Here is a 24,994-nt window from a genome sequence, read left to right as displayed (position 1 = left end):
GCTCGCGGGGGAGGGCTGGGGTGGGGGCTCTCTCCACGGGTCACGCTGCGGAGAGAACCCCCACCCGCATCGCATCTTCGATGCGATGCGACCTCCCCCGCAAGCGGGAGAGGTGTAGTCAGTGCCTGACGAGATCGATTACACCTAACTTCATCACGTTCAGCCCATGCTGCCCGGCATGAAGCAGCGCGGCCGCGGGTGGCCATCGAGGTAATACGGCCAGACCATGGTGCGGCCGGCGCGGTTCGGTCCGGCGACGACGGCGTCCTCGGGAACGTCGACCCACTCACCCTCGAGGCGGACGCGATAGTGGCCGTCCTTGGTGTCCCAATCGGCATCGTCGACACGCTGCGCGTCGCTGCCGTCGCAGCAGGGTCCCTTGCCGCTGTGCAGGCTCTCATACCAGCCGTTCAACTCGGGATGCTGGTGATCATGGGCTTGCACCGGGCCGATCGCCGGCAGCGCCAGCAAGCCGGTGATGGCAAAAAGCGTCGCACGCCAAAACGGTTTGTTCATCTGATCCCCAGATCCGGAAAGGCCCAGCAGCCAATCCGGACATGGTCATCACCCGCGCGACATCAATAACATGACGATCGTCATATAGTAACATTCATGCGAGGCACTGTGTGCCGCCGGGCCGGGTGCCGGCAAAGTCAGGCGAGCAGGCCCATCACCTGGTCGATCACGGCCTTCACCCGTTTCGGATCCGGCCTTTGATGCGCGAGCGCCAGCAGCCCGGCATGCACCACCATGATGGTGTGCGCGGTCGTGTCGGGGTCAAAGCCCTTGCTGAACTCGGCGCGGTCGGCGCACAGCCGCGCGCGCAACAGCTCTTCGAGCCGCCGGTTGTAGCGTTCGATGCTCTTGCGAAACCCGGCCTGATCGAGCGAGCCGTCGGTCGCGGAATTGATCGACAGGCAGCCGCGCTGTCCCTTCTCGCCCGAGCAGTAGGGGATGAAGCCGGTCAGCCACTGCCTGATGGCTTCTCGCCCCGGCCCCGGCTGCGCCAGCACGCGCTCGGCCCAGCCCAGAATGCCGTCGTGATAGCGGTCCAGCACCTTGAGGAACAACGCGTTCTTGTCGCCGAACGCCGCGTAGAGGCTGGGCTTCGCGACGCCGCTCGCCGCGGTGATCTCGTCGAGCGAGGTCGCCTGAAAGCCCTTCTGCCAGAACACCTGACGGGCGATTTCCAGAACGTCGTCCGGATCGAAGCTGCGCGGCCTTGCCATATCGTCCTTTTATGTACTCCCGCGTCGGATGTGAAGCCTTCACCTTGCCGTGAAGGCGATTCGGACCATTGACGTCGTCGACATTCTATACTTACTGGTACATAACGAAATCGGGAGATCGTGCCATGAAGGCTGTTCAGGTCGTTGCATTCGGACGTGCTCAGGATGTGGTCAAGCTCAGCGAGGTGGCCGACGTCGGCAGCCCCGGTCCCAATGAGGTCGTGGTCGCGGTGGAAGCCGCGCCGATCAACAACTCGGATTTCATGATCATCGCCGGGCGCTACGGCTATCTGCCGACGCCACCGGCGACGCTCGGGATCGAGGGCGTCGGGCGCGTGGTCGCCGCGGGATCGCAGGTCAAGAACCTGAAGGAGGGCGACCGCACGTTGATCCCGTTCACGGTCCCGACATGGACCGAACGCGTCAAGTTCACGGCGTCGTGGCAGCGGCCGTTGCCCGAGAAGGCGGACGTCCAGCAACTCTCGATGATCGGGGTCAATCCGGCGACCGCCTATCTACTCCTGACCGATTTCGTGAAGATCCCGCACGGCGGCTGGGTGATCCAGAATGGTGCCAATTCGGCGACGGCGCGGGCGGTGATCGCGGTTGCCAAGTCGCTCGGTCTCAAGACGGTCAACGTGGTCCGGCGCGAGGAGGTCGTCGACGAGGTCAAGTCGGTCGGCGGCGATGTCGTGCTGGTCGACGGGCCGGATCTCGCCAAACGTGTCGCCAAGGAGACCGGCGGCGCGCCGATCCTATTGGCGCTCGACGTCGTCGGCGGCGCGTCCGCCTTGAACCTGATGAACTGCCTGGCGCCGAAGGCGGTGCTCGTCATCTACAGCGCGATGAGCGGACAGCCGTTCTCCGGCTCGGCCTTGAGCGTGATCTTCAATGAAGTGTCGGTGCGCGGCTTCTGGCTCGGCCATTGGGGCAAGACTGCAACCGATGAAGCCTTGGCCAGGATGTACGGCCATCTCGTGCCGATGGTCGCATCCGGCGCGATCAGCGCGCCGGTGGTGGGGAGCTATGGCCTCGAAGGATTCCCGGAAGCCATCGCCAAGGCGGCAGCATTCAGGGGCAAGGTCATCTTCACGCCGAACTAGGCTGTGTATCCGGACAGCCGGTGGCGTGACACGGCAATGCCATGTCCGCCGCCGGATCGCGACAGGCAGCTAGACGATGGTCGTGAGCACGAATGCGTGCCACGCGCCCCAGTCGATGCCGTCGAACGCACGCACATACATCGGCTCGGTGCCGATGGCGGCGCCACCGCGGACCCAGACGTCATCGACGGCCGCGGCGCTGACGTCGATGACGGTGCTGGCTGCCCAATGCGAATTCGCGGAGGTCCAGAAGTAGCCGCTGTCGGCGGTGTTGCCGCCGTCGAAGAACTGATACTCGGTCGCGGGATTTCCGTCGACGTCAGAGTAGGACAACAGGTTGCTGACCTGGCTCCACTCGTTGATGTGCAAGGTCTGATCGTTGATCGAGGCGACGGGCGCATGGTTTGGCAGCGAAGTCAGGGTAAAGCTGTCCCAATTGCTCCAGGCGGTACCGTCGAAGGCCCGCGCATACATGGTTTCGGAACCGCCGGCGGTGCCGCCTCGCACCCAGACATTGGCCAGATCGGACGCTGCAACGTCGATGGGGGTGCTGGCTGCCCAGTGTGAATTGTCGGGCGTCCAGAAATAGGCGCTGTTCGCGGCCCCGCCGCCGTCCCAGAACTGGTATTTGGTGATCGCATCGCCGTCGGCGTCGGATGCCGTCGTCCAGTTGACGAGCTGCGCCCACTGCGCGGCGTTCAGCGTATGATCGCTGATCGCAACCGTCGGGGCCGTGTTCGTGGACGTCAGGTTAAAGCTGTCCCAATTGCCCCAGGCGGTGCCGTCGAACGCCCTGACCCACATGGTCTCGGAGCCGGTCGCCGAGCCACCCTGAATCCAGAGATTATCCAGATCGGACGCCGAAACGTCGATCACCGTGTTGGCTGCCCAGTGCGCATTGGCCGGCGTCCAGAAGTAGGCGCTGGTCGCGGCGCTGCCGCTGTCCCAGAACTGATACTTCGTGATCGCATCGCCCTCGGCATCGCTGGTGCTGAGCCAGGCTTCGGGTTTGACCCATTGATTGACGTGCACCGACTGGTCGTTGATGGTCGCAACCGGCGGTGTGTTGACGGTCGACGTCAGCGTGAAACTGTCCCAATTGCTCCACGCGGTGCCGTCGAACCCCCGGACCCACATCGTCTCGGAACCGGTCGCCGAGCCGCCCTGGATCCAGACATTGGCGAGATCAGCGGCCGAAACGTCGATCGTGGTGTTGGCATCCCAGTGGGAATTGGTCGGCGTCCAGAAATAGGCGCTGGTCGCGGCCGAGCCGCTGTCCCAGAACTGGTAATTCGTGATCGCATCGTTGTCGGCATCCGACGTCGTCAACCAGTTGCCGACGGTCACCCACTGGCCCAAGTGCACGGAATGATCGCTGGCCGTCACGACGGGTACCGAATTCGTCGACGTCAGCGTGAAGGAATCCCAGTTGCTCCAGTCCGTTCCGTCGAACGCCCTGACCCACATGGTCTCGGAGCCGGTCGCGGAGCCGCCCTGGATCCAGACATTGGCGAGGTCAGCGGCCGAAACGTCGATCGTCGTGTTGGCGGCCCAGTGCGAATTGGTCGGAGTCCAGAAATGCGCGCTGGTGGCGGCCGTGCCGCTGTCCCAGAACTGGTACTTGGTCGCGGCGTCGCCGTTGGCGTCGGAGTAGCTCAGCCAGTTCGTGACCTGCGCCCATGTGTTGGTGTGCAGCTGCTGGTCGTTGATCGTGGCGACGGGAGGCGTGTTTGGAATCGTCGTGAAGGTGAACGAGGTCCAGGTGCTCCAGTCCGTCCCGTCGAAGGCCCGTGCCCAGATCGTCTCGGTGCCGCCGATCGAACCGGCACGCAGCCACACATCGGAGAGGTCAGACGCTGCAACATCGATGACGGTGTTGGCAGCCCAATGGCTATTGCTGGAGGTCCAGAAATAGCCGCTGGTCGCAGCAGTACCACTGTCGAAGAACTCAAAGCTCTGCGCGGGATTGCCGTCGGCGTCGAAGTAAGTCAGCCATGGCTGCATTTGCTGCCACTGATTGTACAACAGGCTGTGGTTACCGATCGTGACGACCGGTGCGGTATTGGCCATGGTTTGCGTCCTCGTGGTGCGCCGGTCGAAGCCGGCTAATGTCCAAGGTGCAAGGCAATCAACGTTACAATCAACTTTGCGCTCGCGAAGCGGGCTGGTCCTGGTCCAGCGTTATTCGGCTGAGAGCAGCGCGTCAAAAATGCAGGCAGTATCAAGATCACGTTCGCAGAATATGCGCGCGGCATCTATGACGGGCGTCACACCCGCTGGCCAAACGAACTGCGGCAAAATGTCCTAGACCTCGCTTTGAACCACCTCACATCGAGGGGCTCCGTTCATGCAGTTCGCGACAGACCATCGACCGCGAACCGATCAATCGCGAGACGATGATCGCGACGCGCCAACCTACCCGCACGAGAACGATGTCCGGTGCGGGCAGAGGCTTGGCGTTCACGCGTGCTCCCCCGCCCGCTGCGGCAGGAGGAAGACCAGGGCGGCGATCGCAACAGCGAGAGCGAGCGACGCCGTGTAGCGACTGAGCGCAAGGCCGCCGTGATCGAGCGGCTTGTCGAGGAAATCGCCGACAGTCGCGCCGAGCGGCCTGGTCATGACGAACGCGATCCAGAACAGCACCGTGCGCGACACCCTGGTCCAGAGATAGGCGGCGGCAACGATGGCGATGCCGGCGGCGAACACGATGGCGCCGCCACCATAGCCGAGGCCGGTGGAGTCGGCCATCCAGTCGCCGAGCGCGGTGCCCAGCGTCTGCGAGAACAGGATCGTGATCCAGTAGAAGGTTTCGGCCGCCTTGTTGTCGATCGACGCGATCGAGACCGTTCCCATGGTACGATGCCATGCGGCAAGGGACACAACGAGCAGTCCGGCGAGCAGCGATGAGCCGCCGAGATATCCGATCCCCAGCGAGCGGTCGACGAAATCGGCAAAGGTCGTGCCGACGGTCGTCGTCGCGATGATCACCGTCCAGTAGAGAGCGGGGTGAAAGCGCCTCGCCGCCATCTGCGCTGCGACGGCAACAGCGAAGATCACCGCGAAGATCGCGGTGCCGACGAGGTAGCCGAGATTCATCGACATCGTGACGGCGTCGCCGCCGGTCTCGCCGAGCGTCGTGGCGAGAATCTTGATGACCCAGAAGCCGAGCGTGACGGCGGGGATTTTTCCCGCGCGGTCGTCCGCGGCGGTGTCGTGCAACAATAATTCCATGGGTTCTTCACTCCGGGAGGCCGGGTCGCCGGCGGACGATGCCGCCGGCGGGTGGTCGAAATGCTGGATGGAGAGATCAGGCCTTCATCGAGTCCATGATCGACAGCAACTCGGCGAGCGCCTTCTTGCATTTGGCGGCATCCGGATTGGCCTCACGCACGGCCTCGAGCGCGCGATCGATCGCCTTGTCGACCGTGTGCCAGTCCGCGGCCGCGCGCGGCTTCAATCCGGCTTCCGCTTCGTCCCATTTGGTCTCGAGATCCTTGATCCCCGTTTTGGCGCCGACGAGGTCGCCCTTGTCGACCAGTGCCGCGACGTCGGCGGCGATGCTGCGGAACGCCGCCAGGTCGCCGAGCCTGGCGGCAGCCGTCTGCGTGTGCGGCAGCAGCCTGAGGCCGGCGTTGGCATCGGGGAGCGGCTGGATGACTGCGAGCGCAACAATCGCCGTCGCAAGGCCGAGTGTCGTCTTGTTCATGGTGGTTCTCCTTTGTGGGGGGCTTCGATTGGTGTCCGTCGAGGCGCATGCCGAATTCACGCGCCGGGTGACGCCTCGGGCTTTCCGCCGGCGTCGCCTTCGAACGACCGCCAAGCGACCAGCGCGACGATCACCGTCAGGAAGGCGAGGCTGGTGTAGATCGTGCCGAAGCCGAGGCCGCCATACTCACGGGCCTGGGACAAGAGGTCGCCGAACGATGCTCCGAGCGGACGCGTCAGGATGTAGGCGAGCCAGAAGGTCAGCACCCCATTGGCGCCGAGTGCGTAAGCCGCCGCGATCGCCGCGATCAGTGCCGCGAACGCGACCACCCCGACGTTGAAGCCAAGGCCCAGCGCCTCGGTCGCAAGATCGCCCGCAGCGGTGCCGAGCGCGAATGTGAACAGGATCGCGGCCCAGTAGAACAGTTCGCGCCGTTGGGTCACGATGCTGTGGATTGACAGCGTCCGCTCGACCGAAAACCAGATCGCGAAGGTCGCGGCCAAAGCGATCGCGAAGGCGGCCGTGCTGACGTAGAGGCTGATCTCGAGCTTGTCGGTCAGTGCATCGGTGATCTGCGTCCCGACGATGCTGACGAGCACGACCGTCAGCCAGTAGACCCACGGCACGTAACGGTCCATCCGCAGCTGGATGGCCAGCACTGCGGCAAGCAGCGTGATCATCAGCAGCCCGGTCACACTGGTGCCGAGGCCGACATGGACGGCGAGGTAATCGGCGCCGGTTTCGCCGACCGTGGTCGACATGATCTTGATCAGCCAGAAGACGAGGGTGACTTCGGGGACCTTGTTCAGCATGCTGCGGCCGATGGGTCTGATATCCAGCACGGTGTGAAGCTCCGCTTTGACAGGGGTCGGCGGTTCCGCCGGGTTCGAAAGCGAGCGTGCGCTGCGAGACTTAGCCCCGGCTTAGATGGGCGGAGCGGCCGCCATCTGGGCGCCGAAAGCCGCTAAGCCGCGGCTAAGTCGAAACTGATATGATCGCGCAGGCGTCGCGGGTTGTTCGGTGCGACGCAGTTTCGCCGGGCGTGCTCCCGGTGCGGATCGGGATGGATTGCCAGGCGATGCGGGTGCTCGTGGTGGAGGACGACAGGATGATCGGCGCCGCCGTCGTCGAGGCGCTGCGGGATGCCGCCTATGCGGTCGACTGGGTGCGCAATGGCGATCTCGCCATCGAAGCCAGCCGCAGCGAGACCTACGACATTGCGCTGCTCGATCTCGGCCTGCCATTGACTGACGGTCTCGACGTCCTCAAGGCGATCCGGGAGCGCTCTTTGCGCCTTCCCGTGATCATTCTCACTGCACGCGATGCGCTGAACGATCGCATCCGGGGACTCGATCTCGGCGCCGACGATTACCTGGCAAAGCCGTTCGAGATCGCCGAGTTGCTGGCGCGCATGCGCGCGGTGCTGCGGCGCGAGGGCAGCGGAGCGCCGCCGGTTCTGACCAACGGTGAGCTTCATCTCGACCCGGCCACGCGGGAAGCTACCTTCTGCGAAGAGAAGGCGGTGCTCAGCGCACGCGAGTTCGCCCTGCTGCAGGCGCTGCTGGCGCGGCCGGGGACGATCCTGTCCCGTGCCGAGCTCGAACGCCAGATCTACGGCTGGCGCGAGGAGGTCGAGAGCAACGCGGTCGAGTTCCTGATCCACGCCGTGCGCAGAAAACTCGGTGCCGCGACGATCAGGAACGTGCGCGGCGTCGGATGGATGGTGGATCGTTCGAGATGATGAGATCGCTGCGCGGACGCCTGTTCGTCGGACTGACCGCGATCATCTTGTTGACGGGCGCCGTCGGCGGACTCCTGGCATACCGATGGGCCTACAGCGAAGCGATCGAGATGCAGGACTCCGTCCTGATCCAGATCGGCAGCTTCGCGCTGAGCGCTCCGATCCGGCAAAGCCGCCCGGTCACCGGCATCGACGCGGAAGCCGAGGTCGCCGTCGTCGAGCTCGGCGAGGTGCCGCGCGGCTCTGCCGACGATCGCCGGCTTTGGGGACTGAAGGATGGGCTGCACAACGATGTCTATCACAGCCAGCCGGTCCGCGTGCTGCTTCGGACCCGGCCGGGCGGCAGCCGCTTCGCGGTGACGCAGCAGACCGAGATCCGCACCGAGATCGCGGGCGACATGGCCGTGCGCACGCTGTTGCCGATCGCCGCGCTGGTGCCGTGCCTGCTGCTGATGACGGCATTGGTGATCGCCCGATCGTTCCGGCCGATGTTGCGCCTCGCCGGCGATCTCGATGCGAGCAGGGTCGATGACGTCGGTGCATTGCCGGCGACGGGCGCGCCGAGCGAGCTGCAGCCGTTCCTTGGCTCGATCAACGGGTTGCTGGGGCGGATGCGCGTCATGATGGACCAGCAGCGGCGTTTCATCGCCGACGCGGCCCATGAACTTCGAACGCCGGTCACCGCGCTCAGCCTGCAGGCGGAAAATCTCGCCTCCCTCGACATGCCGGCGGAGACGCGCGACCGGCTCGATGCGCTGAAGAGCGGCATGCGGCGCACCAAGCATCTGCTCGAGCAACTCCTGGCGCTCGCGCGCCAGGACGCTGCGCCGTCCATCGTGAGCGCACCCGTGGCGCTGGACAAGATCGCAAAAGGCGTCGTCGCCGATCTGCTGCCTGATGCGGCAGCGCGCAACATCGATCTCGGTTTCACGACGGTCGAGCTGGTCGCGGTGAACGCTGATGCACTGTCGCTGATCTCTGCGGTCCGGAACCTGGTCGAGAACGCAATCAAGTTCACGCCCAACGGAGGCGCCGTCGATCTTGCCGTCGGTCGGGAGGACGGAATGGCCGTCATCCAGATCGAGGACACCGGGCCGGGGATTCCGCCGCAGGATCTGGCGCGGATCGGCGAGCCGTTCTTTCGCGGCGGTCAGCCGAGCGGTGAGGGCGCCGGGCTCGGGCTCTCGATCGTGAAGCGGATCGTCGATCATGCCGCCGGTTCGGTCCTGTTCGAAAATGTGACCGGTGCCGGACGTTCAGGCCTGCGGGTGACCGTCAAGCTGCCAGCGACCGACGGGTAAGGCCTGGCGGCCGGAAAAATGGGCGGGGCGCGCGCGGCATCATTGCCATTGCATCCTGAGACCGGTCCGGCTTACCGCTACCAGTGCGGTTCGGATGCGGGTCGCTGCAATCGCCCTGTTGATGACGTCGGTTCTCAATTGAATAGCTTTAAGCTGATCATCAGTTGGAGCATACTCGCAATCAGCCGGCCGCTCCTTGTCCCCTCAAGCATTGGGATCGTTCGCATTGGGATAGAACAGCCGCTGGCCGTTGATTTTATAGCCGGCGATCGCGCTCTGTCCCTCCGGTGAAATCAGAAAGTCGATGAAGCGCTGGCCGGCTTCCTTCTTCACCGTGGGATGCTTGACCGGATTTACCAGCATCACCCCGTACTGATTGAATAGCCGCTTGTCGCTTTCAACCAGGACGGTCAGGTCGCCGCGATTTTGGAACGCCAGCCATGTGCCGCGGTCGGACAGCACATAGGCGTTTGACGCCGAGGCCATGTTCAGCGCCGCACCCATGCCCTGGCCGATTTCCTTGTACCACGAGCCGCGGTCGTTCACGATGTCGATGCCGGCCTCCTTCCAAAGCTTCAGTTCGGCAATATGGGTGCCGGAATGATCGCCGCGGGAGACGAACGGCGCGGCTCTGGTCTTGATGGTCTGCAGCGCCGTGAGGACATCCTTGCCCTTGATGCCTGCCGGATCGTCCTTCGGACCGATGACGACGAAGTCGTTATACATCACGGGATAGCGCTTCACGCCAAATCCCTCCGCAAGGAACTTCTCTTCCGCTGATTTGGCGTGAACGAACACCACGTCGGCATCGCCGCGGCGTGCCGTGTCGAGCGCCTGGCCGGTGCCCTGTGCCAGTACCTTCACTTCGATGCCAGTCTTCTGCTTGACGATCGGGAGTAGGTAGTCGAACAACCCGGAGTCCTGGGTGGACGTCGTCGACGCCACGACAATTGACTGATCTTCCGCCCGACCCGGATGGGTGAAGGTCTGCGCACTGAGCGCGGCAAACGCGATGATTGCGAGGATGCGAGGTGAGCCGAACCAGTGCTTCATGTGAGCGATCCCCCTTGGAACAACAATATTGTTTTTTGGCGCTTCAGCGACCTGTCAGGATGCGTCCGATCAAGAAGCTCAACCCGCTCACGGTCATCGAGAGGATTACGAGGATGATGCCGAGCGCAAGCGCGAGGCTTAACTCCCCCTTGCTCGTCTCCAATGCGATGGCAGTGGTCATGGTGCGCGTATAGCCGCGCACATTGCCGCCGACGATGATGATCGAGCCGACCTCGGCGATCGCCCGGCCGAACGCAGCGAGAAACGCGGTTAATAGCCCGTCGCGTCCGATAGCCATGAGCGGCAAGGTGGCACGCAAGCGCGAGGCGCCGTCGACGAGAAGGGCATCGCCGTAACGAGCCCAGACATCCACCATCATCCGGTGCACCAGCGCAATGACGATGGGAATGCCGAGAATGGCCTGCGCGATCACCATGGCGGTTGGCGTGAACAGAATCCCGAGCGCGCCCAATGGCCCCGATCGAGATAGGAGGAGGTAAACGGCAAGCCCCACCACAACCGGTGGCAACCCCAAGAGCGCATTGACGACAACGATCAACGCAACTCTGCCCCGGATCCGGTAGATGGCCAGCGCCGTACCCATCGGGGCCCCGATCGCGAAGGCAAAGAGGCTCGCCGTCATGCTGACGCCGAGCGACAGGCCGACGATCTGGTGCAGCTCCGGATCAAAACGGCCGATGAGGTCGACGGCCATATTCAGCGCTTGGGTAAAATCATTCATGGCCTCTTACTAAGCCAGACCTCGGCAAATAAGCAAAATTATCGAGGTCTTGAGACCCGCCCCGCTTACCGCTAACAGTGCAATCCGGAAGCAATGCCAGGCGCATTGGAGAAAGGACGTTTCTCATGGCAAACACGACGGCGGAGCTTGAAGCGCTCCTGATGCAGCGGTCGCTGACCGATCCGCAGCTCCTGGCGACGGCGGAGGCGGCGTCGAACTTCCGGATCCTGCCGGATGCTGCGGTGATCAAGATCGGCGGCCAGAGCGTCATCGACCGCGGTCGCGCCGCGGTCTATCCGCTGGTCGACGAGATCGTCGCGGCCCGCAAGGTGCACAAGATGCTGATCGGGACCGGTGCGGGCACCCGCGCCCGGCATCTCTACTCGATCGCGGCGGGGCTTCGGCTGCCGGCCGGTGTGCTCTCGCAGCTCGGCGCCTCGGTTGCCGATCAGAACGCGGTGATGCTCGGCCAGCTGCTCGCCAAGCACGGCATCTCCGCGGTCAGCGGCGCCGGCCTCTCGGCCGTGCCGCTCTATCTCGCTGAAGTGAACGCGGTGATCTTCAGCGGCATGCCGCCTTACGGGCTGTGGATGCGGCCCGCAGCCGAGGGCATGATCCCGCCCTACCGCACCGACGCCGGATGCTTTCTGGTGGCCGAGCAGTTCGGCTGCAAGTCGATGATCTATGTGAAGGACGAAAACGGCCTCTACACCGCGAACCCGAAGACCTCGAAGGGCGCCACCTTCATTCCGAAGATCTCGGTCGCCGAGATGAAGGCGAAGGGATTGCAGGATTCGATCCTCGAATTCCCGGTGCTGGATCTGCTCGCCACCGCGCGCCATGTCCGCCAGGTGCAGGTCGTCAATGGCCTCGTCCCCGGCAATCTTACCCGCGCGCTCGCGGGCGAGCATGTCGGCACCATCATCACCGCGAACTGAGCAGGGACACGACCATGGATGACACCATCAAGCACGTCGCTTCGCCGCTCGCGCGCCAGACCCTGCTCGACAGCGATCTCACTCGTCCCGTCGCCGGCGGACGCCCGATCCCGCTCCTGCCCTGGGTGCAGGTGGTGAAGATCGGCGGCCGCTCCATCATGGATCGCGGCCATCAAGCGATCCTGCCGATCGTCGACGAGCTGCGCGCGCTGCTGCCCGAGCACCGCATGCTGATCCTGACCGGCGCCGGCATCCGCGCCCGCCATCTCTACAGCGTCGGCCTCGACCTCGGACTGCCGGTCGGCTCGCTCGCGCCGCTCGCCGCAAGCGAGGCCGGCCAGAATGGCCACATCCTCGGTTGCCTGCTCGCGCCGGAGGGCGTGTCCTATGTCGAGCATCCGACCATCGCGAGCCAGCTCGCGATCCATCTCTCCGCGGCCCGCGCGGTGGTGGGCAGCGCGTTTCCGCCGTATCACCATCATGAATTCCCGGTCTCGCGCATCCCGTTGCACCGCGCCGACACTGGTGCGTTCCTGATCGCCGATGCGCTCGGCGCGGCCGGCCTCACCATCGTCGAGGACGTCGACGGCGTGTACAGCGACGATCCGAATGGTCCCGACGGCAAGAAGGCCCAGCTGCTGCGCGAGACCAGCTTCACCGATCTCGCCAAGCTGAAGGGGACGCTGCCGTTCGATCCCGCGCTGCTCGAGGTGATGGCCAATGCGCGCCATATCGAACGCGTGCAGGTCGTGAACGGCCTGGTCCCCGGCCGGCTCACCGCGGCGCTGCGCGGCCAGCATGTCGGCACGATCATCCGCACCGGCGCACGGCCGGCGTGACGCGTGGTAAAGTCACGCTGAGTGGCAGTTGCTAAGGCGGTGTGCTCCCTCCCCCGCTAGCGGGAGAGGTGGAACCAACTGCGATGCGCCTTTGCGATTACTTGATCGTGGCGTGCACGGTGATGACCGAGGTGCCGGAGGCCTTCGGTCCCTGACCTGTTGCCTTGATGGCAAACGTATCGCTGCCCTTGTACTTGGCCTTCGCCCTGTATTCGAAGGTCGATGCGTTGATCTTCTTCAATTTGCCGTAGGCCGGCTTTTGCGAGATCGACGAGTCCGTCACTGTGCCGCGGATCCCGATCGGGATCTGGCAGCTTTCGCCCGAGGCGACATCGATATCGCCGCTCGAATTCTCGCCCCAATCCGCCAAGGTCACCGACATCGAACATTCCGGCACGGGCTGCGCCGAGGATGCCGGCGTGACACTTGATGCTGACAAGATGAACGCCAAAGCGGCGACGACGATACCCGTTTTCATGCAAGGCCCACTGCTGAAGATGTTCAGTGCCGGAATCCTGCAACGTGGAAGCAGGGGTGGCAAGGGCTTCGCCTCAGCGGTGCGACATGTGTTGAAATGCTTGGGCGCTTGTTGCGTCGTTGGAGCGCCGCCATAGTCGCGCCCGATCCGGTCGGGACAAAGGCGCGCGTGACAGGAAAGGGTTCCAATGGCTGAAAGCAACGACGATCAGACAAGCGCTCGGCAAGCCGGCTTCGCCGGCGTCACGCGCAAGACCCTCGAGCGACTGCAACTGCCCGGCGATCAGCGCGAGCTTGTCGTTGCCGAGGTGACCTATCCGCCCGGCGGCGTTGCTCCGCTGCACCGGCATCCGGTCGGCGGCGTGATCTTCATCGTCGAAGGTGTTGCCGAGTCCGCCTATGGCGACGAGGCGCCGCGACACTATCGGGCAGGCGAGACCTTGCAGGATCGGGCCGATGTTCCGCACACGCTGTTTCGCAATTGCGACCCGGAACGGCCGCTGCGCTTTCTGACGATCTACGCGCTCGAACCCGGGCGCGCCTACACGATGGAGCCGTGAGGTCTGGGTGTTTCCGTGGGGCTGTTCAGATCATCGCAAGCTTGATCTGGCCGCCTTCAATGGTCCCCGCCGCAAGCGCATCGCGTGCCATCTTTTCGAAGGTCGGCCAATTCGCAAGCAGATACTTGTGGGCCTGCATCTTCGTCGGGAATGTAGTTTGCAGGATGCAGTCCTGCCGCGCGTTTCCGTTCGCAATCTGAAAAGACACCGCTTGGGGTCCCTCATTGATCTCTTGTTCGGTAGGCTTGGGAAGCTTGCGCATGCTGCTCCTTCACGAAATTCTTCGCGCTCGTCGCGAATGGAATTCGGTCGTATCCCGGGGCGGGCGATCCTGTCGGTGGTGCGCGGGGCCTAATCGACGTCGGCGGCACCAGCCGCGGTCTTTTTGGCTTTTACCGGGCGCTTCGACGCCTGGTCCGGGCTCGGCGTGTTACGCACCGCCTCGGTCAGCATCTCGCGCAATTCGGCCTTGGTCTTGGGTGGTTCGCGCTTGCTCGGTTTTTGCCAGTTGCTCATTGACTTTATATGGGGATGCCCGAGGCAAAATGCTACCGCTCCCTCAAGCTTTCGGGTTTACCCCGGCCACCGGCGGCGGAACGGCCAGAAGGAAGCAGACCGATTCCACTAGCAGCTCATGTGCACGGTCGACGATGTCGTCCAGCGATGGCGTCTTCGCGAACATGGCCTGGGCTTCAGCCAACAACTGCTCGCGCGTTGGCATGCTGGGCAGATGCAAGTCGGCACGATGCTGCAACAGAAAAAGCGCGTCCCGCACCGACAATCCGGTTTCGTGGATTGAGGATTTGATCGCCTGCGCAATGTGTTCGGGGTTGAAACGGCCGGCAAGCTGCTCAGCCGTCCGCTTGATCACGCGCGATCCCAGGCGCTGCTCGTTGCGGAGAACCTGCGCGGGCGGCGCCTTGAGATCCCAGACGACACCGAACCAGGACAAGACCACCAGGACATAATAGGTCGCATCGATCTCCCACCAGCGGAAGCCCTGCCGCGCGCTGCTTTGATAGGCGTGGTGATTGTTGTGCCAACCCTCACCCATCGTAACCAGCGCCAGCAGCCAATTGTTGCGGGAGTCATCGCCCGTCACATATCGCTTGCGTCCGTGAACATGTGCGAGGGAGTTGATGCAGAACGTCGCGTGGTAGAGCAGCACGGTGCTCCAGAAGAAACCGGCCAGGAGCCCCGGCCACCCGGCAATGAGGAAGCACAGGACTGCGACCACGACCGCCGGCAAAATCTCAAATTTGTGCAGCCACATCAACTCCGGATACGCGGCAAAATCCGCAACTTTCGCCAGATCAGTCGCATCGTGCTGTCGATAGAAGATCCAGCCGAGATGGCTGTACACGAAGCCTTTGTGCCGGGGTGAATGCACATCCTGCTCGGTATCCGAATGAAGATGGTGATGTCGATGTTTCGCAGCCCACCACAGGACGCTTTTCTGGGCGCTGCTTTGGGCAAGGAATGCAAGGATGAATTGAAACGCCCGGCTTGTCGAATAAGCTCGATGCGAGAAGTAGCGATGATACCCGGCCGTGACCGCAAACATGCGCAGCCAATACAGCGCGACGCAAATTGCAATCGCCGGCCATGAGACGCCCGACCAGATCGCTGCAAGACACCCCAAATGGACCAGCACGAACGGGAGCACCTGCGGGTACATGATGTCGTCGTGCTGCGGAGCCGGATCGATCTTGGTGGACACGCTCGCGACCTCAGCTGCTTCGATGCGCAGGCCGCTTTGCCGGCGGACGGTTCAAGTCCTGGTCGTGGCGGGCATTGCGCGCGGTGTTGATAAAGAGAACCCCGCGGCCGGGTGACCAGTCGCGGGGTCGCGTAACCAGAGGCTTTGCCAGTTCATCCGTGGTCAAAGCAGCATGGCTAATTGCCGCAGCTTACACCGCGCGCAGATTGTCCGCAGCAGATTTGCCGGTCCGGCGGTCTGCAACGATTTCAAAAGAAATCTTCTGACCCTCGTTGAGGGAGCTCATGCCGGCGCGTTCGACTGCGCTGATATGAACGAAAACGTCCTGGCCGCCGTCGTCCGGCTGAATGAAGCCGAAACCCTTTTGGCCGTTAAACCACTTCACAGTTCCCATGCTCATGGAACATCGTCCTTTAGTATAGATGCGTGTTTGGAGCCGCACCCGAGGGCGCAGCAGGCTAAGTCGAAGTTCAGGGGGTGAGGGTCGTCAGTCAGGCACGCTATCAGCGGCGAGGCCAAGTCGTTCGGCCGAAACTCGATCCGAGGTAAGTAACTACAGTTCGATCGTTCCGCAAGGGGCCTTCCTCCTTTCTCTGCCTGACCGCACGGCGGGGACACCGTGCGATTACGGGCACCTGCGCTAATCCTTCATCGCCGTCAGGCCGTCGACCATCGCGCGCGTCAGGGTCGAGATCTCGCTGCGCAGCGCGCCGATCGGCACCGCGATCAGCTTGTGCTCCAGCCCGAGCGCGACCATGCCGTGCACGGCGGAGAACAGGCTTCGGGCGGTGACGCCGAGCTGTGCCGGCGAACGCTGCGGAAACAGCGCGGCGAGCGGCTTATAGATGTGGCGGAACAGTTCCATCTGCTCGGTGATGGCCCATTCCGGCACCGGCTTGCCGGGCTGCATGCGGTGCTCGAACAGCGCGCGCCACAGTTCGAGATTGTCGGCGGCGAAGTCGCAATAGGCGACCGCGATCCGCACCAGCATCTCGCGCGGCGCGGCCGCGCCGCGGATCTCGGCCAGCGACAGCGAAGCATCGAGCCGGGCCAGCGTGCGTGAGCCGACACGCAGGATCAGCTCGTCGACATCCTCGACCAGATTGTAGACGCCGCCATTGGCGACCCCGATTTCCTGGGCCAGTTCGCGGGTTTTCAGGCCACCTAGACCCTTTGCCGCAATTGCCCGCTCCGCCGCCTCGATCAGCGCTTCGCGCAGTTTCGCTCGTCGTTCCAATGCTTTGGACATGTTTCACCCGTCGTTAATCACATCTATGAGCATTGCTCAAATAATTCTTGAGCAATGCTCATTATGTGGTACAAGAGATTCATGAGCGATGCTCATAACAGGGAGTGGCCAAATGTTCAAAACTGTTTTGACGATTTTCCGCGGCAGCGTGGCGGCAGCCGAGGAGGAACTGCAAGATCGGACCGCGCTGGTCGTCCTCGACCAGCAGATGCGCGATGCCGCCGCCGCGGTCGACCGCTCGAAACGGACCCTGGCGCTCGCCATTGCCGGCGACCAGCAGGAGGGCCGGCGGCTTGAGGCGACCAATGCCCGGATCGCCGATCTCGAGGTGCGAGCGTCGGCGGCGCTCGAGGGCGGCCGGGACGACCTCGCCCGCGAAGCCGCGCAGGCGATCGCCAACCTGGAAGCCGAACGCGACGCCGCGATGACCGCGCGCACGCTGTTCGCCACCGAGATCACCCGGCTGAAGCGCCACGTCGCCAACGCCGAGGCGCGCATTGCCGAGCTCGATCGCGGCCGGCGCCTCGCCCGTGCCTCGGAAGCGGTGCGCTCGTTGCGCCGAAGCGGCATCGAGGCGGCGCGCCCCTACGAGTCGACGCTGCCGGAAGCGGAAGCCACGCTGAAGCGGCTGCGCGAGCGGCAGATGGAGACCCAGGCGGCGGACGACGCGCTGTTCGAGATCGACACCGCCTCGGGGCCGCTCGTCGTCGCCGAAAGGCTCGCCGAACAGGGCTTTGGCCCGCGGATGAAATCGACGGCCGACGACGTGCTGGCGCGCTTGAGAGCCAAGCGCCCGCCTGCCGCCTGAGACCTCAAGCCTGAGACCTCAAGCCTGAAGCCAAGCCAACTACAAATCACACATCTTCAAGGAGACGACCATGAACCAGACCATCCAACCCCACAGTGGCAGCTGGGTTGCCTTCACCTACGCGTCCTTCGCAGCCTCCGCCTTCCTCGTCGCCGTCGGCGTGTTCTTCCTGCCGATCAGCATCTGGATGCAGGGCTATCTGACGATGGGCATCGTGATGCTGGTCCAGACCTGCATCACGCTGACCAAGACGGTGCGCGACAATTACGAGAGCGGCAAGTTCGTGAACCGCATCGAGGACGCCAAGGCCGAGCGCCTGCTGATGGAAGTGTCCAAGGCAGGGTGAGCCGGAGCCAGGACGAAGCGGCGGGTGTTTCGCACCCGCCGCTTTTGCCTAAAACGCTTTGCGCCGATCGGGCGCTAGACTTAGCAGTCCCGTCATCCTGAGGAGCGCGTAGCGCGTCTCGAAGGATGCACGGCCCGGCTGGTGGCCGTCGACCCTTCGAGACGCGCGTTCCGCGCTCCTCAGGGTGACGGTGAAGGAGCACGCACTTTGCCGCTACGAGCTGCGCTCGCAATGACGGTGGATAGGTCGCAGGCCTCTTACGGGCAACTTGTTCCGTTTCCGGAACGCCTTGTTTACCCTGCGGCAAACAGCGCCAGGTTGCACTCATGGCTCTTTAACAGGCCAAAGTGCAGAGATCGCGCCCGAGGGACAGAGAAATGGCGTCCACGGACAATCGTACGCCCGCTTCGCGCGGCAGCAGGAGCTTGGCGAAGGCGCGCGCGGCCTTTGACGGCCTGCGCAGCCATGGCGGCTTCTGGCTGAAGGCGCTGTCGCAACCGACCATCGATCTCACCTTGCGCACCCAGGCCGGCCAGCGCACCCGCATCGTCGAATCGCCCGGCTTGTCGCTGCCGAAGGACGAGCTCGACGCGCTGGTCGCGCAGCTCCGCATCGTCGCCGCCAAGACGCTGCCCGAGGAGAGCCTGACCTACGGCATCTTCTCCGGTGAGCCCGAGCGGCTGTCGCGCGCCATCATCACGCTGATCTCAGAGGAAGACAGCGGACGGCCGATCGCCTTCAACGCGCTGTCGGTGATGGACGTGCCGCTCGACGGCGAGCCCACTGAAGTCACCCATCTCGGCCTCGTCATGGTCGATCCCGATGTGCGCGGGCAGGGCCTGTCCTGGGTTCTCTACGGCCTGACCGCGCTGGTGCTGTTCGCCCGCGACGGGCTGCGGCCGAAATGGATCTCCAACGTCACCCAGGTGCCGGCGGTGGTCGGCATGGTCAGCGACACCTTCTCCGACGTATTCCCGTCGCCGCTGCCGGGCGCGCGGCAGAGTTTTGCGCATCTGCAACTCGCGCGCGGCATCATGGCAAAATATCGCGCGGTGTTCGGCGTCGGCGAGGAGGCCGGTTTCGACGAGGCGCGCTCGGTCATCACCAATGCCTATACCGGCGGCTCGGATGCGCTGAAGAAGACTTTTGAGATCGCGCCGAAGCATCGCGATGCCGTCTATAACGAATTTTGCGAACGCGAGCTGGATTACGGCCGCGGCGACGATGTGCTGCAGATCGGTCGCGTCGATCTTGCCGGCGCGCGCCGCTATCTCATGAGCGAGGTGCCCTCGGGCTCGCTGCCGGCGCTGCTCGCGGCGTCCGCAATGCTGGCATTGCAGCGGCTGGTGCTGCCGGTGGTCTACTGGATGGACGACACCCACGCCTTCGGCACATTGCGGCCGCGCAGGCAGGAGGGCGGGACCGCGCGATGAACTTCGATTACTACTCCTTCACCGGCCGCAACATCGGCTTCATCGACGAGCACGAGCAGCAGCTGCTGCGCCGGGCGCGGGTGTTCGTCTGCGGCGTCGGCGGCATGGGCGGCGCGGCCTTCATGGCGCTGGCGCGCGCCGGCGTCGGCAAGTTCGTGATCGCCGACATCGATCGCTTCGAGGTCTCCAACCTCAATCGCCAGGTGTTCGCTTTCGCCGACGAGGTCGGCCGCGAGAAGGCGGCGGTCGCCGCCGAAGCCGCCAGACGCATCAACCCGACCATCGAGGTCGAGGTGCTCGGCGAGAACTGGACCAGCGAGCTCGCCGGGATTGCCGAACGCTGCCCGGTCATCGTCAACGGCATGGATGATATCGCCGCCGGCGTGCATCTGTACCGGACTGCCAAGCGCGCGGACGCAACCGTGATCGACGCCTATATGTCGCCGCTGCCGTCGGTGATCGTGGTGCGTCCGCACGATCCGCGGCCCGAGGAGCGCCTCGGCTTTCCGACCCTGGCCAAGGACTGGACCGAGATTACCGAGGACGACCGCCGGGCCGCGATGCGTGCCGAGATCGAGCACGTCATGCTGCATTCCTCCTCGCGCAACTATGTCGACCTCGCGATCGCCGGCGAAGTCGCAGCCGGCCGCCGCAGCCGGATGTCGTTCGCGCCGATGGTGATCTCGACCGGCATGCTGATGGCCTATGAGGCGGTCGCGCTGATCCTGGGCCGCACCTCCGGCACCGACTGCCGCGGCTGGTTCCTCAACCCGCACCGGCCCGCGATCGAGAAGCCGCGCAATCCGCTGATCGCCGCCCTGATGCGGCCGCTGGTGCGGCGGGCGATCGATCAATTGACGGGCGTCGCATGACCTCGGGGGCGATCGCCGATTCCATCGTCAATCTCTGCGGCGCCATCGGCGTCGCGGTGGCGATGATGACGTTCTACCGGCGCGACCCCAAGAGCCCGCTGACCCGCCGCCTGCTGCTCGCGCTCGGCGTGATCGCGACCCTGTTCCTCGACCGTGGCCTGGCGTGGTGGAGCGGAAGCTGGCTGCTCGACCGTCTCTCGGTGATCCCGGCCTCGCTGATCCCGCTCGGCGCGCTGATCGTCACCGAAGGCATCCTGCGTCGCCACGCGCCGCGCGCGGTCAAGATCGCAGCACTTGGCGGCGGCGTCCTGCTCGGCCTCGGCGGCACCTTCGGGCTGCAGCGCCTGGTGATGCCCTATGCGATCACGCTGGCGCTGTTCCAGCTGGCAGGCTTTGCGACCTGCGCGCTGTTGCTGGCGACGCGCGACCGCGCCTCGCTGATGGCTTCGGAAAACCGTAGCATCGGCCGCATGGCGGTCGGGGCGCTGGTGGTGATCCCGTTCATCCTGACCGATTTCCGCACGCTGTTTCCCGACATCCCGGTCCGGCTCGGCGCGCTGGGGGCGCTGCTCACCGTGACCGTGATGCTGATCGCCGGCGGCGGCGCCGAGACGCGCCGGCATGGCCTTGCGATGATGGCGCTGCGGCTGATCTCGTCGGGCCTGCTCGGGCTCGCCGCCGCCTTCATGGCGCCTGACGTCGATGCCGCGCAGATGGTCCGGTTCGTTGCGGTCGCGATCGCCGGCGTGCTCACCATCGGGCTGATGACGGACGCGCTGCGCGCGCTATTCGAATCGCAGGAGCCCGGCGTGCTCAACTCGGTCGCGGCGTCGCCGGCGCAGACGCGGGAGCAGTTGATCGCCGAACTCGCACGGCACCCGATCTTCGAGAGTGCGCGGCGTTTCCGCGAAGACGAGCTCGGACGCTACGATCCGCCGCTGCTCCGCGACTTCCTGTCGGCGAGGCGCGTGCTGCGGCGGTCAGAGGCGCCGTGGGGACTGGCGCCGACCGACCCCGCCGCCGAGCGCATGGTGTCGCTGATGACAGCGAACAGCGCCTCCCATGTCATCGTGCTCGCGCATGATCCGCTCGACCTGATCGTGCTCGCGGTGCCGGTCACCGCGGCCGATCCCGCCACCGAAACCGCGCTGGCGCTGGTGCGGCGGCTCTTGGCACTCACCCCGGAGGCCAAATGATATCAGAGATCCGGGAGGGCGACCGCAAGGCGGCCTTCGACGCCGCGCTCAACGCCTATGGGCCCGACAGCCTCTACGTGCCGCCGCTGTGGAGCGATTTCGACCGGATGTTCGATGCCGCGAAGAATCCGTTCGTCACCGAAGGCCATGGCCGCTATGCGCTGTTCTCGGCGCATCGCGACGGCCGTCCCGTCGGCCGCATCGCCGCCTCGATCCACGACGACTCCAACCGCAAGCACGGTACGCGCCACGGCGCGTTCGGCTTCTTCGACTGCGTCGACGAGCATGATGTGGCCGATGCGCTGCTGAGTGCCGCTGAGCAATGGCTGTCCGCGCGCGGCATGACCCGCATCGCCGGCAATTTCAATCTCACGGCGATGCAGCAGATCGGGGTGATGACCGACGGCTTCGATCATGCGCCGTTCACCGACATGATGTGGTCGCCGCCGCACATCGCGCGCCACCTCGAACGCGCCGGTTATACTGCGACCTTCCCGATGACGACATTCGAGATCGCGCTCGACGGCGGCAAGCCGGAGCAGCTGCTCGGCGACAAGCAGCGCGCAGTGCTGGCCGATCCGGATTTCGTCTGGCAGCCGATCAAGCGCTCCGCCTTCAAGGTGCGGCTTGAGGATGCACGGCTGATCCTGAACGACGGCTTTGCCGACAATCCGATGTTCGTGCCGCCGACGGCGGCCGAATATCTGTTCCAGGCCGGCGATATGATGTGGATCATCGACAAGCGGATTTCCACCGTGGTCTATCACCGCGGCCGGCCCGCCGGCGCGATCATCGCGATCCCGGACCTCAATCCATTGATCAAGGCGATCGGCGGCCGGATCGGGCTGACGGCGCCGTTCAGATTCGTCCTGCACCGCATCATGAACACGCGCGCCGTGCTGATCTACCAGTCGGTCTGCCGCGACCTGCACAATCGCGGCCTCAACGGCGCCATGCTCTACCGCACCGCGCTGGCGTTGCAGGAGGCCGGCTACCGCACGCTCGGCGGCACCTGGATCGCCGACATCAACGCGCCGTCGCTGCGCCAGGTCGAGAAGGCCGGCGCCACGCCGCTGCATCGGCTGCATCTGTTCACCAAGCGGCTGGCCGCGGCATGAGCGAGCTGACGCCGGATCTGCTGCGCGAGCTGGTCGCGGAGGCGCGGCTGGCGCCGAGCGTCCACAACATCCAGCCGACCCGCTGGCGTTTGCTCGACGGCGGGCGGCTGGCGCTGGTCGACGATACCTCGGTGCGCGCGCCGGTCGCGGATCCCGTCGGACACGACGTACTTGTGTCGCACGGGGCGGCGCTGGAGGGCATGAGCCTTGCGCTCAATCGCCGCGGCCTCGCGATCACGGCGATGACCACGATCGAGCAGCCGCTGTCACCGCAATTTACCGCGCTCTGCAGCTTTGCGATCAGGCAAGGTGTCGCACCCGATCCGTTGGCCGGTCATGTGGCGCACCGGATGTCGTGGCGCGGCAAGTTCGCGGCGTCGCCGGATGGTGCCGCGCCGCTAGTGCAGCTCGCCGTCGCGCGCGACGACCTGATCTGCATCGCCGACCGCCGGACGATTGCCGAGATCGCCGGCTGGGCCGACCAGGCCGAATTCTCCTTTGTCCACGGCGACGACTATCGGGCCGAGCTGCTCGAATGGATGCGGCTGTCGCCCGACCATCCGCACCATCTACTGGATGGTCTCAATCGCGATGCACTCGCCATGAACGCGGTCGAGGCCACCGCCGCGCGCTACGTGCTCGGCGGTCTGTTCAAGCCGCTCGATCGTCTCGGCCTCGCCGCATCGCTGCTGTCAGACAGCACCAAGACCGCCTCGGCCGCGGCGATCGTGCTGTTCTGTCGTCCGGTCGGTGAGGATCCACTCACGACGGGACGGCATTTCTACCGCACCTGGCTGGAGATCGATCGCGCCGGGCTCGCGGCGTGCCCGATCTCGGCGCTGGCCGATCACCCTGACTTCAACGACCGGCTGCGCAAGCTCGGCAAGATCGGCACCGATCTGCGCCTCGTCAACGTGTTCCGCATCGGCCGGCCCTCCAAACCGCTGAAACCGCGGCATTTCCGGCTGCCGGTCGACCGGCTCATCGTGTAGATTTTTTGTATTGACGCGTTTTCGTCACGCGAACCGGTATGCACGTCGCTCGAAAGCGCTCTAGGATGTACTCACAAAATAGAGCTCGATATCTGCTGTCAAAGCTTCACGGGGTCGTGCTATGACGCCGCCCGCAAACCAATGACCGGTGGGGTTAATGTCGAAGCAATCGTTGCGCGAAGAGGCTGAGCGCCTGATCCGTGAGACCATGGAAAAGCGGAACCTGGTCATCAAGCAGGGCACGACCAGGATCGAGGCCGTTTGCGGCAAATGCGGCGCGCCGAACCGGGTGCAGGCGGAAAAGGGCCAGTCCCGCGTCAAGTTCACCTGCAAGAACTGCGACCACAAGCAGGAAACGTTGTAAGCAAGCCCGCCCTCCCGTCATCCTGAGAGAATGCGAATGTATTCGGCGTCGTCCTGGCGAAAGCCAGGACCCATTACCCCAACTGCTTGTTGTTGTGCGACGCTGGGGCCACTATCGCACTCTCAATCGAATTCGGTGGTTATGGGTCCTGGCTTTCGCCAGGACGACGGCGTGGGAAGGTCGCTCGCTACAATTCTCACACCGTCATCCTGAGAGTCTGACTCCAAATGAGCTGAGTATTTTCAGGGCGTAGCGAGGCGTCGGGTCAAGAGTCTGAGATGGGCTACGAGGAGCCAGGCGACCTCAGTTGAGGCGGAGCCCTCGAAATCTCTGGAGAGGCGGCGACACCTGCCGAACCACGCGAAGGTGCGCTCGACGACCCAGCGTCGTGGTAAGAGCTGGAAGCCTTTGACCCCAGGCGGCCGCTGAACGATCTCAATGGTCCATGGCCCGCAATGGGAGAGCGCGCCAACAAGCTGCTTTCCGCGATAAACCCGGTCAGCAAAGACATGACGCAGCTTCGGAAAGCGCTCTCGCACGCGCTCCAGTAAGGGGACTGCACCATGCACGTCCTGAACATTGGCTGGGTGAACGTGGACGGCCAGCAAGAGACCGTTGGTATCGGTGACGATGTGCCGCTTACGTCCGTTAACACGTTTGCCCGGATCGAAGCCGCGCGGGCCGCCGGCTTGTGTCGTCGAAGCGCTCTGACTGTCGATGACGGCCGCCGTCGGTGTCGGCTTGCGGCCGAGTTTGCGCCGTGCCTGTCGGACCAGAGCCTTCACGATCCTGTGCCATCGGCGAGTATCGCGCCAAGTATAGAAATAACCTTGCACCGTCGAGTACGGCGGGAACTCCCGCGGCAGAGCGCGCCATTGGCAGCCGGTGGACAGAATGAACAAAATGGCCTCGACCACCTTGCGCAGATCAACCTTCCGCGGGCGGCCCAATCGACGCCGACCCGGCAACTTCCTGGCTATCAGACGCCACTCCGCGTCGGTCATGTCGCTTGCATAGCGCAGTCCGTTCCGCAGATACTGAGCACGAGTGATTTTGGTCCATGGCATGGTGCACTCCCTCGAATCTTTGCAAATCCGAAGGAATCACAGCCGACTGAAATCACTCACTGCTTTTTCGGTCAGGCTCTGAGGAGCCGCGAAGCGGCGTCTCGAAGGATCGACGGCCACCGGCCGGGCCGTCGATCCTT

General features: G+C 64.4%; 29 protein-coding genes. 14 read left to right on the top strand and 15 right to left on the bottom strand.

Annotation, left to right across the window (positions count from 1 at the left end; genetic code table 11):
* Positions 1-159 precede the first annotated feature (159 nt).
* A complete protein-coding gene (locus AAFG07_RS36340) occupies positions 160-516 on the bottom strand; it encodes a hypothetical protein (RefSeq protein ID WP_092123892.1) in 357 nt (118 codons plus the stop codon).
* 137 nt (positions 517-653) lie between these two features.
* On the bottom strand, positions 654-1,229 hold the full coding sequence (locus AAFG07_RS36335) for a TetR/AcrR family transcriptional regulator (protein WP_342724447.1): 576 nt from the start codon (positions 1,227-1,229) through the stop codon (positions 654-656).
* Positions 1,230-1,354: 125 nt separating this feature from the next.
* On the opposite strand from AAFG07_RS36335, the gene AAFG07_RS36330 reads away from it, so the two are divergent.
* Positions 1,355-2,332, top strand: a complete 978-nt coding sequence (locus tag AAFG07_RS36330; protein ID WP_342724446.1) for a 2-enoyl thioester reductase domain-containing protein — start codon at positions 1,355-1,357, stop codon at positions 2,330-2,332.
* A gap of 69 nt (positions 2,333-2,401) precedes the next feature.
* On the opposite strand, the gene AAFG07_RS36325 is transcribed toward AAFG07_RS36330, so the two are convergent.
* From AAFG07_RS36325 to AAFG07_RS36310, 4 genes are all read right to left on the bottom strand, one after another.
* Positions 2,402-4,402: a hypothetical protein gene (locus tag AAFG07_RS36325; protein ID WP_342724445.1), complete on the bottom strand. Its 2,001-nt coding sequence runs from the start codon at positions 4,400-4,402 to the stop codon at positions 2,402-2,404.
* 390 nt (positions 4,403-4,792) lie between these two features.
* The gene (locus AAFG07_RS36320) at positions 4,793-5,563 is read right to left on the bottom strand and encodes a hypothetical protein (protein ID WP_342724444.1); all 771 of its coding nucleotides are present in this window, start codon (positions 5,561-5,563) and stop codon (positions 4,793-4,795) included.
* Positions 5,564-5,639: 76 nt separating this feature from the next.
* Complete coding sequence (locus tag AAFG07_RS36315; protein WP_342724443.1) at positions 5,640-6,038, bottom strand: hypothetical protein; 399 nt, start codon at positions 6,036-6,038, stop codon at positions 5,640-5,642.
* A 56-nt stretch (positions 6,039-6,094) separates the two neighbouring features.
* Positions 6,095-6,871 carry a hypothetical protein gene (locus AAFG07_RS36310; protein WP_342729345.1) on the bottom strand — a complete coding sequence of 259 codons (777 nt, stop codon included), beginning with the start codon at positions 6,869-6,871 and terminating at the stop codon, positions 6,095-6,097.
* Positions 6,872-7,116: 245 nt separating this feature from the next.
* Between AAFG07_RS36310 and AAFG07_RS36305 the strand changes: the two genes are divergently transcribed.
* A complete protein-coding gene (locus AAFG07_RS36305) occupies positions 7,117-7,779 on the top strand; it encodes a response regulator transcription factor (RefSeq protein ID WP_342729344.1) in 663 nt (220 codons plus the stop codon).
* Entirely contained in the window at positions 7,776-9,080 is a 1,305-nt protein-coding gene (locus tag AAFG07_RS36300; RefSeq protein ID WP_342724442.1) for an ATP-binding protein, read from the top strand. The genes AAFG07_RS36305 and AAFG07_RS36300 overlap by 4 nt, the downstream gene beginning before the upstream one ends.
* A 204-nt stretch (positions 9,081-9,284) precedes the next feature.
* Here the strand turns inward: AAFG07_RS36300 and AAFG07_RS36295 are convergent, their stop codons facing one another.
* Both AAFG07_RS36295 and AAFG07_RS36290 read right to left on the bottom strand, forming a co-directional pair.
* Positions 9,285-10,133: a substrate-binding domain-containing protein gene (locus tag AAFG07_RS36295; RefSeq protein ID WP_342724441.1), complete on the bottom strand. Its 849-nt coding sequence runs from the start codon at positions 10,131-10,133 to the stop codon at positions 9,285-9,287.
* A gap of 43 nt (positions 10,134-10,176) precedes the next feature.
* Positions 10,177-10,875, bottom strand: coding sequence for an ABC transporter permease (locus tag AAFG07_RS36290; RefSeq protein ID WP_342724440.1), 699 nt, complete (start codon positions 10,873-10,875; stop codon positions 10,177-10,179).
* 125 nt (positions 10,876-11,000) lie between these two features.
* Between AAFG07_RS36290 and AAFG07_RS36285 the strand changes: the two genes are divergently transcribed.
* Positions 11,001-11,813, top strand: coding sequence for a uridine kinase (locus AAFG07_RS36285; protein WP_092123906.1), 813 nt, complete (start codon positions 11,001-11,003; stop codon positions 11,811-11,813).
* A 14-nt stretch (positions 11,814-11,827) separates the two neighbouring features.
* Complete coding sequence (locus AAFG07_RS36280) at positions 11,828-12,652, top strand: molybdenum storage protein subunit alpha (RefSeq protein WP_342724439.1); 825 nt, start codon at positions 11,828-11,830, stop codon at positions 12,650-12,652.
* 97 nt (positions 12,653-12,749) lie between these two features.
* Here AAFG07_RS36280 and AAFG07_RS36275 read toward each other — a convergent pair whose 3' ends face one another.
* Positions 12,750-13,034, bottom strand: a complete 285-nt coding sequence (locus tag AAFG07_RS36275) for a hypothetical protein (protein WP_342724438.1) — start codon at positions 13,032-13,034, stop codon at positions 12,750-12,752.
* A 283-nt stretch (positions 13,035-13,317) separates the two neighbouring features.
* Between AAFG07_RS36275 and AAFG07_RS36270 the strand changes: the two genes are divergently transcribed.
* A complete protein-coding gene (locus AAFG07_RS36270) occupies positions 13,318-13,689 on the top strand; it encodes a cupin domain-containing protein (protein ID WP_342724437.1) in 372 nt (123 codons plus the stop codon).
* A gap of 25 nt (positions 13,690-13,714) precedes the next feature.
* Here the strand turns inward: AAFG07_RS36270 and AAFG07_RS36265 are convergent, their stop codons facing one another.
* From AAFG07_RS36265 to AAFG07_RS36245, 5 genes are all read right to left on the bottom strand, one after another.
* Positions 13,715-13,951: a hypothetical protein gene (locus tag AAFG07_RS36265; RefSeq protein ID WP_229167215.1), complete on the bottom strand. Its 237-nt coding sequence runs from the start codon at positions 13,949-13,951 to the stop codon at positions 13,715-13,717.
* A gap of 89 nt (positions 13,952-14,040) precedes the next feature.
* Positions 14,041-14,205, bottom strand: a complete 165-nt coding sequence (locus AAFG07_RS36260) for a hypothetical protein (RefSeq protein WP_342724436.1) — start codon at positions 14,203-14,205, stop codon at positions 14,041-14,043.
* A 43-nt stretch (positions 14,206-14,248) separates the two neighbouring features.
* Positions 14,249-15,367: an acyl-CoA desaturase gene (locus AAFG07_RS36255; RefSeq protein ID WP_342729342.1), complete on the bottom strand. Its 1,119-nt coding sequence runs from the start codon at positions 15,365-15,367 to the stop codon at positions 14,249-14,251.
* 232 nt (positions 15,368-15,599) lie between these two features.
* Complete coding sequence (locus tag AAFG07_RS36250; RefSeq protein WP_342724435.1) at positions 15,600-15,809, bottom strand: cold-shock protein; 210 nt, start codon at positions 15,807-15,809, stop codon at positions 15,600-15,602.
* 240 nt (positions 15,810-16,049) lie between these two features.
* Complete coding sequence (locus AAFG07_RS36245) at positions 16,050-16,658, bottom strand: TetR-like C-terminal domain-containing protein (protein ID WP_212313753.1); 609 nt, start codon at positions 16,656-16,658, stop codon at positions 16,050-16,052.
* Positions 16,659-16,770: 112 nt separating this feature from the next.
* On the opposite strand from AAFG07_RS36245, the gene AAFG07_RS36240 reads away from it, so the two are divergent.
* From AAFG07_RS36240 to AAFG07_RS36205, 8 genes are all read left to right on the top strand, one after another.
* Positions 16,771-17,466, top strand: a complete 696-nt coding sequence (locus AAFG07_RS36240; protein WP_342724434.1) for a PspA/IM30 family protein — start codon at positions 16,771-16,773, stop codon at positions 17,464-17,466.
* Between the two features lie 70 nt (positions 17,467-17,536).
* Positions 17,537-17,812 carry a YiaA/YiaB family inner membrane protein gene (locus AAFG07_RS36235; protein ID WP_097671724.1) on the top strand — a complete coding sequence of 92 codons (276 nt, stop codon included), beginning with the start codon at positions 17,537-17,539 and terminating at the stop codon, positions 17,810-17,812.
* Positions 17,813-18,189: 377 nt separating this feature from the next.
* On the top strand, positions 18,190-19,245 hold the full coding sequence (locus tag AAFG07_RS36230) for a hypothetical protein (protein WP_342724433.1): 1,056 nt from the start codon (positions 18,190-18,192) through the stop codon (positions 19,243-19,245).
* Positions 19,242-20,117 carry a ThiF family adenylyltransferase gene (locus tag AAFG07_RS36225; protein ID WP_342724432.1) on the top strand — a complete coding sequence of 292 codons (876 nt, stop codon included), beginning with the start codon at positions 19,242-19,244 and terminating at the stop codon, positions 20,115-20,117. The genes AAFG07_RS36230 and AAFG07_RS36225 overlap by 4 nt, the downstream gene beginning before the upstream one ends.
* Positions 20,114-21,313, top strand: a complete 1,200-nt coding sequence (locus tag AAFG07_RS36220) for a hypothetical protein (RefSeq protein WP_342724431.1) — start codon at positions 20,114-20,116, stop codon at positions 21,311-21,313. The genes AAFG07_RS36225 and AAFG07_RS36220 overlap by 4 nt, the downstream gene beginning before the upstream one ends.
* Complete coding sequence (locus tag AAFG07_RS36215; RefSeq protein ID WP_342724430.1) at positions 21,310-22,431, top strand: GNAT family N-acetyltransferase; 1,122 nt, start codon at positions 21,310-21,312, stop codon at positions 22,429-22,431. The genes AAFG07_RS36220 and AAFG07_RS36215 overlap by 4 nt, the downstream gene beginning before the upstream one ends.
* Positions 22,428-23,423 (top strand): hypothetical protein, encoded by a 996-nt coding sequence (locus AAFG07_RS36210; RefSeq protein ID WP_342724429.1) that lies wholly within the window; start codon positions 22,428-22,430, stop codon positions 23,421-23,423. The genes AAFG07_RS36215 and AAFG07_RS36210 overlap by 4 nt, the downstream gene beginning before the upstream one ends.
* Positions 23,424-23,580: 157 nt before the next feature.
* Complete coding sequence (locus tag AAFG07_RS36205; RefSeq protein ID WP_024581255.1) at positions 23,581-23,787, top strand: hypothetical protein; 207 nt, start codon at positions 23,581-23,583, stop codon at positions 23,785-23,787.
* Positions 23,788-24,029: 242 nt separating this feature from the next.
* Here the strand turns inward: AAFG07_RS36205 and AAFG07_RS36200 are convergent, their stop codons facing one another.
* The gene (locus AAFG07_RS36200) at positions 24,030-24,854 is read right to left on the bottom strand and encodes an IS5 family transposase (RefSeq protein ID WP_342722065.1); all 825 of its coding nucleotides are present in this window, start codon (positions 24,852-24,854) and stop codon (positions 24,030-24,032) included.
* Positions 24,855-24,994 lie beyond the last annotated feature (140 nt).

Source organism: Bradyrhizobium sp. B097, from assembly GCF_038957035.1.
Lineage (GTDB): Bacteria > Pseudomonadota > Alphaproteobacteria > Rhizobiales > Xanthobacteraceae > Bradyrhizobium.
The sequence above is the reverse complement of the archived record's forward strand: the minus strand, read 5'-3'. Positions and strand labels throughout refer to the sequence as shown.